Origin of the sequence: Streptomyces melanogenes (assembly GCF_014649795.1) — a bacterium.
Taxonomy (GTDB): domain Bacteria; phylum Actinomycetota; class Actinomycetes; order Streptomycetales; family Streptomycetaceae; genus Streptomyces; species Streptomyces noboritoensis.
The window spans coordinates 46,283-61,908 of record NZ_BMTS01000033.1 but is presented as its reverse complement, the minus strand read 5'-3'; the positions used below and the strand labels follow the sequence as shown (position 1 = coordinate 61,908).

General features: G+C 71.7%; 14 protein-coding genes. 5 read left to right on the top strand and 9 right to left on the bottom strand.

Annotation, left to right across the window (positions count from 1 at the left end):
- Positions 1 to 212 precede the first annotated feature (212 nt).
- The 3 genes from IE252_RS38410 to IE252_RS38400 all read right to left on the bottom strand — a co-directional run bounded on the left by IE252_RS38410 (position 213) and on the right by IE252_RS38400 (position 3,027).
- Positions 213 to 1,439, bottom strand: coding sequence for a COG4705 family protein (locus IE252_RS38410; protein WP_229849077.1), 1,227 nt, complete (start codon positions 1,437 to 1,439; stop codon positions 213 to 215).
- Positions 1,440 to 1,645: 206 nt separating this feature from the next.
- Positions 1,646 to 2,446, bottom strand: coding sequence for a COG4705 family protein (locus tag IE252_RS38405; RefSeq protein ID WP_229849076.1), 801 nt, complete (start codon positions 2,444 to 2,446; stop codon positions 1,646 to 1,648).
- A 71-nt stretch (positions 2,447 to 2,517) separates the two neighbouring features.
- The gene (locus IE252_RS38400) at positions 2,518 to 3,027 is read right to left on the bottom strand and encodes a hypothetical protein (protein ID WP_190094134.1); all 510 of its coding nucleotides are present in this window, start codon (positions 3,025 to 3,027) and stop codon (positions 2,518 to 2,520) included.
- A 224-nt stretch (positions 3,028 to 3,251) separates the two neighbouring features.
- Here IE252_RS38400 and IE252_RS38395 point away from each other — a divergent pair, with 224 nt between their 5' ends.
- Both IE252_RS38395 and IE252_RS38390 read left to right on the top strand, forming a co-directional pair.
- Entirely contained in the window at positions 3,252 to 3,929 is a 678-nt protein-coding gene (locus tag IE252_RS38395; protein ID WP_190094133.1) for a response regulator transcription factor, read from the top strand.
- Positions 3,922 to 5,418 (top strand): sensor histidine kinase, encoded by a 1,497-nt coding sequence (locus IE252_RS38390; RefSeq protein WP_229849075.1) that lies wholly within the window; start codon positions 3,922 to 3,924, stop codon positions 5,416 to 5,418. Before IE252_RS38395 ends, IE252_RS38390 begins: the two co-directional genes overlap by 8 nt.
- 115 nt (positions 5,419 to 5,533) lie before the next feature.
- Here the strand turns inward: IE252_RS38390 and IE252_RS44200 are convergent, their stop codons facing one another.
- The 6 genes from IE252_RS44200 to IE252_RS38360 all read right to left on the bottom strand — a co-directional run bounded on the left by IE252_RS44200 (position 5,534) and on the right by IE252_RS38360 (position 11,781).
- Positions 5,534 to 6,067, bottom strand: a complete 534-nt coding sequence (locus IE252_RS44200; protein ID WP_190094132.1) for a LysM peptidoglycan-binding domain-containing protein — start codon at positions 6,065 to 6,067, stop codon at positions 5,534 to 5,536.
- Between the two features lie 350 nt (positions 6,068 to 6,417).
- The gene (locus tag IE252_RS38380; RefSeq protein ID WP_190094131.1) at positions 6,418 to 7,464 is read right to left on the bottom strand and encodes an ABC transporter ATP-binding protein; all 1,047 of its coding nucleotides are present in this window, start codon (positions 7,462 to 7,464) and stop codon (positions 6,418 to 6,420) included.
- Complete coding sequence (locus tag IE252_RS38375) at positions 7,461 to 9,044, bottom strand: ABC transporter permease (RefSeq protein ID WP_229849074.1); 1,584 nt, start codon at positions 9,042 to 9,044, stop codon at positions 7,461 to 7,463. The genes IE252_RS38380 and IE252_RS38375 overlap by 4 nt, the downstream gene beginning before the upstream one ends.
- Positions 9,041 to 10,111, bottom strand: coding sequence for an iron ABC transporter substrate-binding protein (locus IE252_RS38370; RefSeq protein ID WP_190094130.1), 1,071 nt, complete (start codon positions 10,109 to 10,111; stop codon positions 9,041 to 9,043). The genes IE252_RS38375 and IE252_RS38370 overlap by 4 nt, the downstream gene beginning before the upstream one ends.
- Positions 10,112 to 10,422: 311 nt before the next feature.
- Positions 10,423 to 11,364: a M56 family metallopeptidase gene (locus tag IE252_RS38365; RefSeq protein ID WP_190094129.1), complete on the bottom strand. Its 942-nt coding sequence runs from the start codon at positions 11,362 to 11,364 to the stop codon at positions 10,423 to 10,425.
- Positions 11,365 to 11,376: 12 nt separating this feature from the next.
- Positions 11,377 to 11,781, bottom strand: coding sequence for a BlaI/MecI/CopY family transcriptional regulator (locus IE252_RS38360; RefSeq protein WP_229849073.1), 405 nt, complete (start codon positions 11,779 to 11,781; stop codon positions 11,377 to 11,379).
- Positions 11,782 to 12,020: 239 nt separating this feature from the next.
- Between IE252_RS38360 and IE252_RS38355 the strand changes: the two genes are divergently transcribed.
- The 3 genes from IE252_RS38355 to IE252_RS38345 all read left to right on the top strand — a co-directional run bounded on the left by IE252_RS38355 (position 12,021) and on the right by IE252_RS38345 (position 15,196).
- Positions 12,021 to 12,857: an undecaprenyl-diphosphate phosphatase gene (locus IE252_RS38355; protein WP_190094127.1), complete on the top strand. Its 837-nt coding sequence runs from the start codon at positions 12,021 to 12,023 to the stop codon at positions 12,855 to 12,857.
- Positions 12,858 to 13,172: 315 nt separating this feature from the next.
- Positions 13,173 to 13,835, top strand: coding sequence for a response regulator transcription factor (locus IE252_RS38350; RefSeq protein ID WP_190094126.1), 663 nt, complete (start codon positions 13,173 to 13,175; stop codon positions 13,833 to 13,835).
- On the top strand, positions 13,832 to 15,196 hold the full coding sequence (locus IE252_RS38345) for a sensor histidine kinase (RefSeq protein ID WP_190094125.1): 1,365 nt from the start codon (positions 13,832 to 13,834) through the stop codon (positions 15,194 to 15,196). Before IE252_RS38350 ends, IE252_RS38345 begins: the two co-directional genes overlap by 4 nt.
- The last annotated feature ends 430 nt before the right edge of the window (positions 15,197 to 15,626 follow it).

Genomic DNA, 15,626 nt, shown 5'->3' with positions numbered 1-15,626 from the left:
GGTCGCCGCAGCCGCTCCCGTAACGGTCGTGATCAGCGCTTCCAGCAAAGCCACCCCACCCCCCGTGCCCAGCAACTGCCGTTCGATCCGCGAGGGGAACCTAGCATCGGTGCTGTTTACGCATCAGAGCAGCGGCCCCTGCAGGCACCGCTCGATAGCCAGACCGAACCGGCACAAGAGGATACGCCAGGGCGATCCATGCTCTCGGGTGTTCAGCCCAGGGAGGTGAGGAGCGTGTTGAGTGCGTCGACTTCGGTGGCCTTGTCGGGGTGTGGGGCGCGCAGTGCCTTGAGTACCTGGTCGATCTCGCCGTCGAGGAAGCTCCATGCCTTCTCGCTCTTGGGCTCAAGAGCGGACTGGTCGTCGTCCCACGCGGTCTCCAGGTCGCTCACACGGCTGGTCACGGCTTGCTGATCACCCGAGTTGACCTTGGCCAGGGTGTCCGCCGTGATGGTGCGGAATTTCGCGATCTCGGCCGGAGGGAACGGCGATGTCGCCTCCTGCGGGGTCAGGGGGCTGCTCACCGGCGCAGGGGTGTCCTCTTCGCCAGCCGCAGCGGCGTGCGGCCGGTGGTGCGCCCAGACGAGAAGCGCTGCGGCTGCGACCGCTACGACGGCGTAGTAGGCGAGCATGCCCCGCTCACGGGCCGGGCTCAGTTCCCGCGGGGTTCCGCTCAGGTCCTGGTCCTCGATGACATCGCTCCGGCCGAGCGTGAGGTAGACGACCGTGGCGAGGATGGCGACCAGGAAGATCGCGCTCGTCAGTGCGGTGCCGAGGCCCAAGCCGCCGTCGCCGCTGGGCGATCCGAGCCAGTCGCCGAGGTTGGCGCCGAGCGGGCGGGTGAGGATGTAGGCCAGCCAGAAGGAGAGCACGGCGTTGGCGCCGAGGCGCCAGCCGACGGTGATCGCAGCAATCAGTCCGAGCGGCAGGAGTACGGAGACGCCCGCGATCCAGCCGGTCAGTTCCAGGGTCCAGTCTCCGGTGGCGGTGCCGAGCGCGAAGGTGACCAGGACCGCGAGCCAGTAGAACAGCTCTCGGGGCCGCGTGGTGATGCTGTGGACCGACAGGGTCCGCTCTCTCACGTACCAGATGCCGAAGACCACGGCGAGCGCGCCGGCGAACACGCTGCTGCTCAGGGCGAGGGGCACGCCCTGGCTGTCGGTGAGGATGTCGGTGTAGAGGGTGCCGGTCACGCTCACCACCACGACAGTGAGCCAGTACACGAACGGGATGTAGCGTTCCGCCTTGAGCTGCCAGGCCAGAACGGCTGCCAGAGCGCCGGTGAACACCCAAGCGGTGTTGCCCAGACCGACACCGAGGTTCATGTTGATCCAGTCAGCGAAGCTTTCACCGACCGTGGTGCACAGGATCTTGATGATCCAGAACCAGATCGTGACCTCGGGAACCTTGTTCAGCATCTGCCCGGCCGGCGTGCGCACGCCCTCGCCGTCTCGCGGCTGGTCTCCTGGACGGGCCCCTGCCCCTGGAGCCGTAGGACTCTCCGACGTTTCGTAGGTCATGCGGCCCGACGGTGCCATGGGAAACCTGAACGCATCCTGACTACCGCACCGGGCATGACCAGAGCGATGCACCCGTCGCCGTACTCGGTGGTGCACACGGTGAGTACGGCGACAGGTGCCGGGCGTCAGGGCAGGGACCGTGCCGCGCGGCGGTCGGCGGCGCTCAGCCACAGCACCACGGCGGCGATCATCACGACGAGGACCAGGCTGACCGGCCCGGTCCCCAGCCCGAGGCCGCCGCGCCCGGCGCCGACCCCGGCCCAGTCCGCAAAGGAGGCACCGAGCGGCCGGGTGAGCACGTAGGCCCACCAGAAGCCGAGCACGGGCGGGAGGGCGAACAGCCGGTGGGCGAGCGCCGGCAGGGCGATCAGAGCGGCGAACAGCAGCCCGGAGGACAGGTATCCCCAGCCCAGGGTCGCCGCGGTGAGGTCGCCGACGGCCGTGCCGAGGGCGAAGGTGGCCATGACCACACTCCAGTAGAAGACCTCGCGGCGTCCGCCGGCCACCGTCTGCACCGCGAGGGTGCCCTCGGTCCGCCGCCAGACGATGAAGACCAGCGCCAGGGCCAGGGCGAACACCAACGCGGACACGGTGTAGGGCACGCCGAGGGCGACGTGCGCGACATCGGCGGCCATGGTCCCAAAGACGCTGACCATGACCACCGCCAACCAGTACACGGCCGGGACGTAGCGGCGTGTGCGCGCCTGCGTGATCAGGGCGGCGACCAGCAGCAGACCGGCCGCGGCGACCGCCGGTACGGGCCCGAGGGCGCGGGCGAGGTAATCGGAGGTGGTCTCGCCCATGCCGGTGGTGAGGATCTTGACGACCCAGAACACCGCGGTCACCTCGGGGACCTTGCTCACTGCGGGCCGAACGGCCCGGGCCTGGGCGCGGCGGTGCACCCCAGGGGTTGTCGTGGCGCCCAAGACGGCGGCACTCCTTTCTGCGCGGCGCGGCCGGGGCCGCGCCGCTCGGTCGGTCGGTCGGTCGGTCGGGTTCAGCCGCCCAGAACGGCGTTGCCGGTCAACGTGCCGCTGGTGCCGTCGACGGTCACCGCGTGCCGCACTCCGTCAGGTCCGACGACGACGATCCGCCAGGCGCGGCCGCCGCCCTGCTCGGTGACCGGTGCCAGCGACTCGACCTTGCCGTCGTTGACCGCTGCGGCGGCCTTGTTCACGGCGTCCGCCGCGGAGAGCGAGGGCAGCGGGGCCGGGGCAGCCGCGGACGAGGGCTCACGCACGTCCTCGGCGCGCGGGCCGCGCTCGCCGTCCCGGTGCCGGCCGTCATGCCCGTCACGGCCCTCGGAGTCCTCTCGCGACTCGCCGCGGCGCTCGCGGTCCGCGGCATACGCCGCCCTGTGCTCGCCGCGCCCCTCTTCCTCGTGATGGTGGATGGCCGCCGCAGCCGCGCCGCAGCCGATCACCACCACGCCAGCCACACCGGCCGCGGCCCACCACGCCCTGCGGCCACGCGGCCGACGCCAGCCGGTCAGCTTCTTCGCCGTCATGCCGGGGCCACCCTCACCCGTCCGCTCCTGCGGCTCACCAGAGCCCGCCGTCGTACCCTCGGATTCACTCACTGTGTCCGCCCCTACCTCGTGGCTCGGTCCGGGGACCCAGTGCCCGGACATCCGGGCACAGCATGGTCGGGGCACCCTGAAGGGACGCTGAAGACCTGAAGGCACCTTCAGCTTGGCGGCTGCGCCACCCGGCGGCATGCCACCCTGGGGACATGCGTGTACTGGTGGTGGAGGACGAGCGCCGACTGGCCCTGGCACTTCAGCACGGGCTGACCGCCGAGGGGTTCAGCGTGGACATCGCTCACGACGGCCTGTCCGGGCTCGCCAAGGCCACCAACCGCACCTACGACGTGGTGGTGCTCGACATCATGCTGCCCGGCCTCAACGGCTACCGCGTGTGCTCGCGGCTACGGGCCTGCGGCAGCAATGTCGGCATCCTCATGCTCACCGCGAAGGACGGCGAGTGGGACGAGGCCGAGGCACTCGACACCGGCGCCGACGACTACCTGTCCAAGCCGTTCTCCATGGTGGTGCTCACCGCCCGGCTGCGGGCGCTGGCCCGCCGCATCGGCAGCCGGGCCCCGCAGCGCACCGTGCTGGGCGACCTGATCGTCGACTCCGCCGCCCGCACCTGCAGCCGCGGCGGCGTGCCCGTCCCTCTCACCCCGCGCGAGTTCGCCGTTCTGGACCACCTGGCCCGGCGAGCCGGTGAGGCCGTCTCCAAGCGCGACATCCTCAACGAGGTCTGGGACAGCAACCCCGACAGCGACCCCAACACCGTCGAGGTTCACGTGAGCGCCCTGCGACGCAAGATCGACGCCCCGTTCGAGCGGGCCGCGGTGCAGACCGTCCGGGGCGCCGGATACCGGCTGGCGGCCGACGGTGGCTGAGCCGCAAGCGATCGCCCCCGAACCAGGGCTCCCCGGCATCGTCCGCGCCACGCGCCGCCAAGCCCGTGCCCTCCTGCGCCCGCTGGCCGGCCATCCCCGGGCAGCCGCGCTGGTCCGACGGCTGGCGCCACGCTCGGTCCGTGCCCGTACCACCCTCGCTGCCTGCGTCAGCGTCGCCGTCGTCATGCTCGCCGCGTCGGCCGTCGTCCTGCTGCTGCTGCGCGTCAACCTGGAACGCAGCGTGGAGACGGGGGCCCGCGAGCAGACCCAGGCCGTCACCCGCCTCGCCGCCAGCGGCCGCCTCACCCCGCAGCTGCCGCTCGGCCCCGGAACCGACTTCATCCAGGTCGTCGACGCGCACGGAAAGGTGGTCGCGCAGAGCCAGAACCTCACCGGCCGCCCCGCCCTCGCCTCCACCGGCACTCATGAGGGCCATCGGACGTACAACCTCGACGCCCTCGGCGAGAAGCACGACCAGCGCGTCACCACCGTCACCACCGCCACCCCCACCGGCCCGGTCACCGTCCACGTCGGCGCCTCGCTGCGCACCGCCGACACAGCCGAAGACATCACCACAGCGGCGCTCGCAGCCCTGAGCACCCTGCTGCTCTTCACCGTCGGCGCCCTGACCTGGCGTACGACGGGCCGCGCGCTGCGGCCCGTCGAAGCCATCCGCTCCGAGGTCGCCGCGATCAGCGACCGCGGCCTGGACCGCCGGGTGCCCGCCCCGCGCGGCGACGACGAGATCGCCCGCCTCGCCCAGACCATGAACGCCATGCTGGAGCGACTGGAGGCCGCGGGGATCCGCCAGCGCCGGTTCATCGCCGATGCCTCCCACGAACTCCGCAGCCCTCTCGCGGTACTCCGCACCCAGCTGGAGGTCGCGCATACCCACCCCGACCCGAAGGTGCGCGCCACCCTGGCGGAAGGCGCCCTCCAGGACACCGAACGCCTCCAGGCACTCTCCGCCGACCTGCTCCTGCTCGCCCGCCTCGACACCACCGTGCACAGCCGTCCCGGCGAATCGGTCGACCTCACCGAACTCGTGCGTGCCACCCTGGCCGCACGTTCCGCGGACCCCCATACCGTCGCCCTGCACACGTGCGGCGACATCACCCTCTGCGGCGACGCACTGTGGCTCGGCCGCCTGCTGACCAACCTCCTGGACAACGCCCAGCGCCACGCCCGCCACTGTGTCGCCGTGCGGCTGACGAGGGACCCGGAGACCGGCGACGCCCTCCTGGACGTCACGAACGACGGTCCCCCGATCGCCGCCGCCGACCGTGAGAGGATCTTCGAACGGTTCACCCGCCTCGACGACGCGCGCAGCCGCGACGACGGCGGCACCGGTCTCGGCCTGTCCATCGCCCGGGACATCGCGGCCCTGCACGGCGGCACGATCACCGTCCAGGACACCACGGACGGCACGGCCTTCCGAACCCGCCTCGTCGCCACGGGAAGGAAGGTGGCGACGAGGTACGACAAGTGAGCGTTCCTCTTTCACGGCACGGTCACCCTCGCCGCGATCCGGCTACGGCTCCGATGACGATTCACCGGGCAGCCCGTAGCGCCTGCTGCGTTCTACCCGCAGGGGAAGCGCCGGGTCACGGAATCGTCAGCACCTGGCCGACGTTCACCGCGTCCGGGTTGTCGATGCCGCTGGCTTGAGCGATCTCACGGTAGCGGTTTCCGTCGCCGTAGAAGCGTTCGGCGACGGCCCACAGGGTGTCGCCGGGTTCGACGGTGTAGGTGCGCGCCTCGGGGGCAGGTGGGGCTGCGGCGTCCGGTTCCTCGGCGGCGATCGGATTGTCGGTGCTGGTGTCCGATGCCCACAGAGCGCCGCCGTCCTTGCCGTACAGGACCACGTTACGGTCGGCCTGCACGACCAGCCGGTCGGCGTCCTGGCCGTTGGTGTCGGTGGCCCACGCCGCGCCGTCGCCGGTGTAGAGGGCGAAGTTGCCGTCGTCCTGGAGTACGGCGCGCTGAACCCCCGTGTCGTGGGTGCTGGTCGCCCACACGACGCCGCCCGGTTCGCAGAGCACCAGGTTGCCGTCGTCCTGCAATGTCAGGGTGTAGGCACCACCCTGCAGGGATTGACCGAGTCCGAGTTCCTCACCCACGTGCAGCGTGTCACCCATGAATGTTCCCTTCGGGAAAGAGTATTCGCCTCGCCGGCAACGGCCGTTCGCCACCAGCGGTTTCGTGGCCATACGAGAGGCATGACCAGCAGAAACGGTCCCGCATGCGGGATGTCACCCGAACGGACCATCACTTCGACACCTCCCCGATAGCGACAACTCAGCGGACACGCCCCAGTCCTGACGGGATAACGGCTGGTCCCAACGGCCAGTCCCCTGCGCCTCACCCCGTAGAAGATCGTTTGCGGGACACCCTCAGACTGCGGGCACCGGGCACGAAGCGCCAAGCGTCCCCGCGGCCAGCCGCGCTGCGGGGTCGGCGATGCGAAGCCGCTGCCCTTGAGAGCCGCTCAGAGCAGGGGCTCGGTGGGTTCGTCTACGGGGTGGGCAAGACCGTCGACCTCGACGTATGCCTCACCCGGGGGCCATGCGGTGTCGGTGTAGGCGATCAGGACAGGGGGAAGCCCGCGGGATTCCGGGGCGAGTTCGACCCGGTGGTCGCTGCCGCGGAAGTGGCAGCGGTGGATTCGGGTGCGGACCTTGCCCGGACCGGGCGTCACGCTGAGCCGCAGCTGACGCGGTCTCAGGAGCACCGGGCCCCGTCGCGCCGCACCGGCATTGGCGGTCAGTTTCAGGATGCCGAAGGCGGTGTCGGCCTGCAGGCCCTCGATGCGGGCGGGAACAAGGTTGGCTTCGCCGAGGAAGCGGGCGACGGCGGTGTCGGCCGGTTCTCGGTAGAGGTCTTGTGGCGCTGCCTGTTGGACGATCCGGCCTGCCCGCATGACGGCGATGGTGTCGGCGAAGGAGAGTGCCTCGTCCTGGTCGTGCGTGACGAGGACGGCGGTGGTACCGGCCGCGCGCAGGGTCGCGGCGACCTCGGCGCGCAGGTCGGTGCGCAGCGCGGCGTCGAGAGCGGCGAACGGCTCGTCCAGGAGCAGGAGTTCGGGGCGGGGGGCGAGGGCGCGGGCGAGGGCGACGCGCTGCTGCTGGCCGCCGGAGAGCTGGTGGGGGTGGCGTCGGCCGAGCCCGGAGAGGCCGACCAGGCTGAGGAGTTCGTCGGAGCGGTCGCGGCGTAGGGCGCGGGGCAGACCGAAGCCGATGTTGGCCGCGACGGTCAGGTGCGGGAAGAGGGCGCCGTCTTGCGGTACGTAGCCGATGCGGCGGCGCTCGGCGGGCAGTCGCCCGCGTCCGTCGTCGAGCACCGTGTCGCCGAGCGCCACGTGTCCGCGCCGGGCGGGGTGGAAGCCGGCGACGACGCGCAGGAGGGTGCTCTTGCCGCAGCCCGAGGGGCCCAGCACGCAGGCGAGTGCGCCGTCGGGAACGGCGAGTTCGACGCCCTGCAGGATCGGGGTGCGGCCGTGGGCCGCGTGCAGGTCGGTGATGGTGAGGCCGCTCATCGGGGGGTCTCCGGCGTGGGGTGGGAGCCGAGGGCACGGCGGGTGAGCAGAAGGACGGGGGGTACGGACATGAGGACCATCAGCGCCGCGTAGGGGGCGGCGGCTCCATAGGCGAGACCGCTGGTGTAGACCCAGAACTGGGTGGCCAGGGTCTGGGTTCCGGTGGGACGCAGGAGCAAGGTGGCGGTCAGCTCGGTGCTGGCGGTGAGCGCCACCATCGCGGCGGCGGCGCCTAGTCCGGGCAGGACCAGAGGCAGCGTCACCCGGGCGAGCACGGCGAGCGGGCGGGTGCCGAGGGAGCGGGCGACCTCTTCGACGCCCGGGGGCACCTGGGCGAGAGCGGCGCGGACGGCGGTGAGGGCGAGGGGGAAGAAGAGGATGACGTAGCCGGCGACGAGCATCGGGGGCTGCTGGTAGAGCGGTTGGGCGTAGCGGATGGCGAAGTAGACCACGGACAGGGCGACGGCGATCCCGGGCAGTGCGCGCGTGAGGTAGGCGGCGCGTTCGGCGCTCCGGGCGAGCCAGGTGCCGCGCCGCCAGCCGTACAGGGCCACCGGGACGGCGGCGGCGGTGGAGACCAGCGCCGCACTCACGGCGTAGCCGAGGGTGGTCAGCGCCGAGGACCACACGGAGGCCGGCGGGAGCGACGTCGAATCCCCCTTCACCAACCAGTAGCCCAGCGCGTAGAGCGGGACGCCGAGGGAGAGGGCCACGACCGCGGCCAGTGCCGCCAGGGAGGGGAGCCTCCAGCGGCCCAGGGCCGCCGGGGCGGCGCTGCGTCCCGTGCTGCCCGCCCGGGTGGTCCGCCCGCGCCGGCCCGCCCAGGCATCCAGCCCCACCAGCAGCAGGGCGAGCGCCACGAGCACCGAGGTGAGCAGGGAGGCCGACGCGGCGTCGAAGCCCAGTTTGTACTCGGTGAAGATGGCGGTGGCGAAGGTGGTGTAGCGCAGCATCGCGAACGCGCCGTACTCACCGAGCAGATAGAGCGAGACCAGCAGCGCGCCACCGGCGAGAGCGGGCCGGGCCAGGGGCACGGTGACCCGCCACAGGGTGGCCCAGGGGCCGCGGCCCAGGCTGCGTGACACCTCCTCGGCGGCTCCGTCCGTCCGCCGTAGGGTGGCCGCGACCGGCAGCATGACCAGTGGGTAGAGCGAGCAGGTCATCACGAGGACCGCTCCCCAGTAGCCGTGCACCGACGGCCAAAGGGAGACCCAGGAGTAGCCGCGGACGAACTCGGGCACGGCCAGTGGCAGCGCCAGCAGCACGGTCCACCAGCGGCGTCCGGGCAGGTCGGTCCGTTCGGTGAGGTAGGCGGCGCCGAAGCCGATGACCGCGGTCGCGAAGGTGACGGCTGCGGCCAGGGTCACCGTGTTCGTGATCAGGGTGGCGAGGACTGGGCGGCCGAGCAGCCGCTGTGCCTGGTCCCAGCCGGCTTGAGCTGCCTGCACGGCGACGAAGGCCAGCGGGGAGACCACCAGCGCCACGACGGCGAAGGCGACCGGGGCAAGCGGGGAGAGCGGGCCGTTGGCCCGCCACCGCCGCAGCGGTGACAGGCCCTCGGCGCGGTGTGGGGTGGTCACTGCAGGAGGCCGGTGTCCTGGAGGAGTTGCAGTGAGGCCTTGCCGTCTCCGAGGTCGGCGACGGGCACGACGGTTCCGATGGTGTCGAGCGGGGTGAGTTCGGCCTTGCCCGGTACGCCGGACAGGAGGGGGTATTCGTAGCTCTGGGACCCGGCGATCAGCTGCTGGGCGTCCTTGCCGTCGAGGTAGGCGAGGAAGGCCTGGGCGGCGGCCTGGTGCTTGCTGGACTTGAGGATGCCAGCCCCGGAGATGTCGACGAGGGCGCCGGGGTCGCCCTTGGTGAAGTAGTGGAGCTTGCTATGGGTGCCGGCGGCGGTCTTCTCGTCGCGCAGGCGGTACCAGTAGTAGTGGTCCACGACGCCGCCCTGCACCTCGCCGCTGTTGACGGCGACCGACAGGTCCTCATTGCTGTTGTAGACCTTGGCGTTGGCCTTCAGTCCCTGCAGCCACTTCTTCGCGCCGTCGGTCCCGTCGGTCTTGATCATGCGGGTGACGATCGGGGCGAAGTCGGTCTCGGCGGGGGCGATGCCCAGGCGGCCCTTCCACGCGGGCGTGGCGAGGTCGCGTACGGAGGCAGGCGGGGCGCTGTCGGCGGCGGTGCCCAGGTGCGTGACGAACGCGGCGGTGCGGGCGGACACGCCGACCCAGCCGCCCTGCGGTGAACTGTCTGTCGCCGGAACGGACTTGAGGGTGCCGGGTGCGACGGGTGCCAGCAGGTTCTTCTCTTCCAGGACGGTCAGCGCCGGTGGGTTCTCGGCGTAGAACACGTCGGCCGGTGAGGCCGAGCCCTCCTGCAGGATCTGGTTGGCCAGCTCGGCCTCGTCGCCCGAGCGCAGCTTCACCGAGATCCCGGTGCGCTTCTCGAAGTCCGCGGTCAGGGCCTTGACGGTCTGCTCGTGCTGCCCGCTGTAGACGGTGATCGACTGGCCGGCCAGGGAGGAGGGGCCGCCCGCCGCGGGTGTGCCGTCGGCGCTCGCGTCGCCCCCTGAGCTGCCGCAGCCCGCCAGTGCGAGAAGCGATACGGCCGTGGTCGACAGGGCCAGGAACGGCCGTCCAAGTCTGGGCACGATGAACGTCCTTACATCGATCGGGGAGCAGGCAGCACGCGGTGAGGGGTAAATACCGCTGGGGGAATTGGGGAGGAACCGCACGAGATCGGGCGCCGCACGGTTAGCTGAGGCATACCTTAATTAGAAAACCGAGCTACGTCTACACGCCTGTAGACGTAGATCTGCTCCCCGGCCCGGCCGCCCGCACCGCCGTACTCCCCCGGCGCCGCAGCACCGCAACGCGCGTACGCTCGCTCGATGCCATCGCCCAGGCATACGGCTCCACGTCCTCGTACCCGCTGAGGACCGGCGCCCTCTCGGGGCCGGCTTCAGCCCCCTTTGGCCCGCTTCATCACCTCGTGGAGGTCCTGGACCGCGTCCGCGGTGCACAGCGCGGCAGCCGTGAGGTAGACAGCCGCGACAGCTCCCCGCCATCTGCCCCCTGCCGGCCGGGGCGAGAGCAGGGCGGCGACGCGCCGCGGAACGGGCCCCGGCTCCTCGCGGCGCCGGGGCCCTCCGAGCAGCCCCAGGGCCGCGGCCGGCAGTCTGCGCCGGCCTCCTGAGTTCTTCGCCGCGAGCGCGGCCTTGCCCACGGTCACGGCCACCCGGCGCCGGTCACCGCTCTCCAGGACAGCGGCCTCGTCCGCCCAGCGCTCCAGCGTGTACGCGACCTGGCCCGCCAGCGGGCGCAGCAACGGGTTGACGGCGGCGGCCAGTTGAACGGCTGCCGTGAAGAGGTAGTGCTGACCCCGCAGATGGGCTCGCTCATGGGCGAGCAGGATCTCCCGCTCGGCGGCGTCGAGGGACTCCAGCATGCCGGTGGACACCACGATGCGGCCGGGCAGCCCCGGCATGGCGAACGCGTCAGCCGCCCGTTCCTCCACTATGACCAGCGGGTTCTGCCCGGGAAAGCAGGCGGCCTCCAGGAAGGCCGCGCACACCGCCCGCACCCGCCGGTAGGCGAAGCGCGAGCCGGCCACCGAAGCGGCCACCAGCAGCAGCGCGGCCACCACGGCGACCGGGACCCGTGCCGGATCGTCGCGCGCCAGCACCGCAGGCGACAGCTCCGCCAGCCGGGCGACCAGCGGTATGCGGACCAGACCCGCCAAGGCCAGCAGCCCCAGCACCGTGGTGCTGCCGGCGGCCAGCACCACCGCACCCGCCGTCAGCAGCCAGGTGGCCGGCCGCGGCTCCAGGCGATCGGCGAGGCGACGGGCCCCCGGCGCGGCGAACAGCGGGAAGAGCAGCGGGAGATAGACGGCGAGATGCACGGCGGACCCCGCCTACCGGCCCGCGTCCAGGTCGCCGCCCAGCAGCCGGCGCAGCAATGCCTCGTCCCGGCTGGAGAGGTCGTCGACGAAGCGCGTCAGAACCCCCTCGCGGTCCGGCACCTCTTCCATCGCCTGGCGCATCTTCCGGGCGGCGAAGCCCGGTTCGTCCGTGGCGGGAGCGTAGGCGAAGGCCCGGCCGTGCGCCGCCCGGGTGAGGACGTCCTTCTCGTACAGACGGGTCAGGATCGTCACCACCGTGCTGTACGCCAGGTCACCGCCGATGCGCTCCAGCACCTCCCGGGGCGTGAGCGGTCCGGAGGCCGAGCGGAGCACGGCCACCACCTCGGCCTCCCGTTGCCCGTTGGCCAGGCGGCGGTCCCCCTCGTGCGGGGTTCCGGTGCGGTCGTGCCCGTCCACTGTTGGCTGCCTCCTTGCCCATCCTCTACAGTCACCCTCGTCTTCTACGCGCGCGTAGAAGACGAGGGTCTTCCCCGAGTGTGCCATGCCTGCTGTCCCCCACGCCCCCGCGCCGTTCACGGCGCGACGCCAGTAATCCCCGCGCTCTCTCCGGACGGAGGCAAAGGCGCACCGGCCGGGCCACGGCCCGGCCCACGCTCCACCACCATCGCATCGGACCAACCTCAGGGACGGACGAATTGAGCACCATCGACATCGGACAGGCAACAGTCCTCGGCATCGTCGAAGGCGTCACCGAATTCCTGCCGGTCTCCTCCACCGGACACCTGAAAATCACCGAAGGGCTGATGGGCATTCCGGTGGACGACAAGGCCGTCGTCGCCTTCACCGCCGTCATCCAGGTCGGAGCCATCGCCGCGGTACTGGTGTACTTCTTCAAAGACATCGTGCGGATCGTGAAGGCCTGGGGACGCGGCCTGGCCCACCGCGAGGAGCGCCACCACCACGACTACAAGTTCGCCTGGTGGGTCATCTACGCCACCATCCCCATCGTCGCCGTGGGGCTCGCCGCCAAACCCCTCATCGAAGGCACCCTGGCGTCCCTGTGGGTGGTGGCAGGCTCCCTGATCGTCGGCAGCGGCCTCATGTGGGCCGCCGACCAGATGGGCCGCCACAAGCGCGGCGAGGACGACACCACCCTCAAGGACGCCATGCTGGTGGGCTCTTCACAGATCCTCGCCCTGCTCTTCCCCGGCTTCTCCCGCTCCGGCGCCACCATGTCGACCGGCCTCATCCTCGACCTCGAACGCGTCGCCGCCACCCGCCTCTCCTTCTTCCTGGGCATCCCCGCCCTGACCGGCGCGGGCCTGTACGAGCTCAAGGACGCCATCGGCGCCGGCGTGGACACCCTCCCGCTGGTCGTCGGCACCGCGGTGTCCTTCGTCGTCGCCTACGCCTCGATCGCCTGGCTCCTGAAGTTCGTCGCCAAGCACTCCTTCAACGCCTTCGTCACCTACCGGATCGCCGTCGGAATCCTGCTCTTCGGCCTGCTCACCACCGGCGTCCTCACCGCCTGACGGCAACGCCCGCCGTCACGGGCCCGCCGGCCGGTGCCCCGTCCATCGGCCTCAATCACCGCCTCGGCATCGTCTACAGTGCAGTAGACCGTCCATGGGACCGCAGTCACCCCGTACTCCACCCTGCGGCCCTCTGCCCGGCCCCCATGAGAGGCCCCACCTGCATGGCCGCTTCCGTCCACGCCGCGACCGACCCAGCGGTCACCTGTGCTCGACGCCCCTTCCCCGCCGGCCGCGATCGGTGTGCTGGGCGCGGCGGTGGTGCCGAGGGATCCGTCCGGCGCGCGCCCGCCCGGCCTCCGGCCGAGGCCTGACGTGCCTGGGCGCATCCTGGTCGTCGAGGACGACCACGCCCTGCGGGACGTACTGCTGCGCGGCCTTCGCGACGAAGACTTCGACCCGGTCCCGGCACCCGACGGCGCAGGCGCACTGCGGCTGGCCCAGGACGGCTTCGACGCGGTCGTCCTGGACGTCGCACTGCCCGACGCGGACGGCAGGGACGTCTGCCAGGCGCTCAGGGCACGCGGATTCAGCGCCCCGGTCCTCTTCCTGACAGCACACCACCACCTCACCGACCGGCTGACCGGATTCGCCGCCGGAGGCGACGACTACCTCCCCAAGCCCTTCCACCTCGCCGAGCTCGCGGCCCGTCTGCGGGCGGCCCTCAAGAGGGCGGGCCCGCAGCCCCCCGCCGCCGCGGGCGACCTGCTGCTCGACCCGATCCGCTACACCTGCACCGTCGCGGGAACACCCGTGGACCTGACACCGACCGAGTTCCGACTCCTGGCGGCACTCATCACCGCCGCAGGCGCACTCGTGACCCGCCGCGAACTCGTCCGCGCCGGCTGGCCCGAGGGCGCCCAGGTCAGCGACAACACCCTCGACCAGTACCTCAGCCGGCTGCGCCGCAAGCTCCGTACCGCCGGCAGCGACCGCGCGCTCACCACCAGCCGCGGCATGGGGCACCGCCTGTCATGACACTGCACCCGCGCGGCTGGAGGCCACGCACCCTGCGGGGCCGGCTCTCCCTGGTCGCGTGCGCCGCCGCGGCACTGCTGATGGTCGTGCTCACCGTCGGCTTCAACGCCGTCGTGCGCCAACGGCTCCAGCAACAGGCCGACGACCACCTCTACACCCGCGCCGCCGCCATCGCGGCGACCGTGGACACCACCGGAGCCACCGCCCGCGTCGTGGAAGTACCCAACGACGACGCGCTCGACGCCGACGTCTGGATCTACGCCGGGCCGGTACGCCTCGAAGCCCCGCCCGGCACCGTACCCGGCGGCCGGCTCGACAGAGCCGCGGACGCACTCGCCGCCGACGGCGGCCGTCACTGCGCCACCGCCGAAGCACCGGAGCCGGTCCGGCTGTGCGTCCAGCCCGTCACCGGTTCCGGCAGCGCACCAGCCGCTGTGGTCACCGCCCGCGGCCTCGCCCCCTACCGCAGTACCGCAGACACCGTGCTGTACGCGTCCCTCGCCCTGGACGCAGCCATGCTGGCCTGCACCTATGTGCTGACACGCCTCGCGGTGGGCCGTGCGCTGCGGCCCGTACGCACCATGACCGAACAGGCCACCGCGTGGAGCACACACGCCTGCGACGACCGGTTCGGCCACGCCCGCAGGCCCGACGAACTCGCCCGGCTCGGCAGCTCGCTGGACGCCCTGCTCGACCGGATCCGGGCCGGACTGCGCCACGAACAGCAGCTCACCCGGGAGCTGTCCCACGAACTGCGCAACCCTCTCGCCCGGATCATCGCCGAAGTCGACTGGTGGCAGAGCAGGCCACGCTCCGCCGCCGAGACCCAACGCGTCTGCGCCGCCGTCGAAGACGCCGCCCACGGTATGCGCACCATCTGCGACACGCTGCTCGACGACGCCCGCAGCAGCTCCGGCGCCGACCGGGGCACCGCCGACGTCCGGTCCACGCTGATCCGGCTCACCGGGCGGCTCTCCCCGCCACAGCCCATCGACGTCCGGGTCACACAGGTGGCCGGGGACCTCACGGCCGGCGTCCCGCAGGCCCTGCTCGAACGCACCGTGAGCCCCCTGCTGGACAACGCCCTGCGCCACGCCCGCTCCCGGGTCCGGCTCAGCGCGTGCCGCCAGGACGGGAGCATCCGCATCGAGGTCAGCGACGACGGACCGGGAGTGCCGCCATCTTTCGCCCCGGAGCTCTTTCACCCGGGACGGCGCGCCGACCCCGACGACGGGCACGGCGGAGCCGGCCTCGGGCTGCCGCTCGCGCGGCGCCTGGCTCGCTCCGTGGACGGTGACGTACGGCATGACGAAGGCCACTGTCCAGGGGCACGGTTCGTGGTCACCCTGCCGGCCGGCTGACCCGCTCCCCGCCCTCAACAGATCTCGCTTCGCGTGATGCTGCGTGAGGTGAGGCCGAGGAGGTCAGTCCTCCTGGAGGGAAGCTCGGCACGCTTCGACAACGCGCTCCAAGCCTTCCTCCGCCCGCCGGCAGTGCTCTTGGATCAGCGTTGCCGTCGCGTCTCCATCCGACACATCTCGGTTCAGCGCCTCCACGTCCCATCGTTCATGTGGTGAGTGTGACCGCCACCAACCCCCCGTTGCGGGCAGAGCCATGTGTTCCAGGCGCGGGCCCGCCCACACCCAATCCCCACTGACGTCGACAGGACGCCACCGTGTGGGCCCCCATGAAGCAACAGCGGGCGGGCGGCAGGGCTGTCGCGTCCCGGATGTCATGGCACGGACGCTGCCAGCCGCAGCCTGAACACATCCTGAGCGCATCGGCCACCAC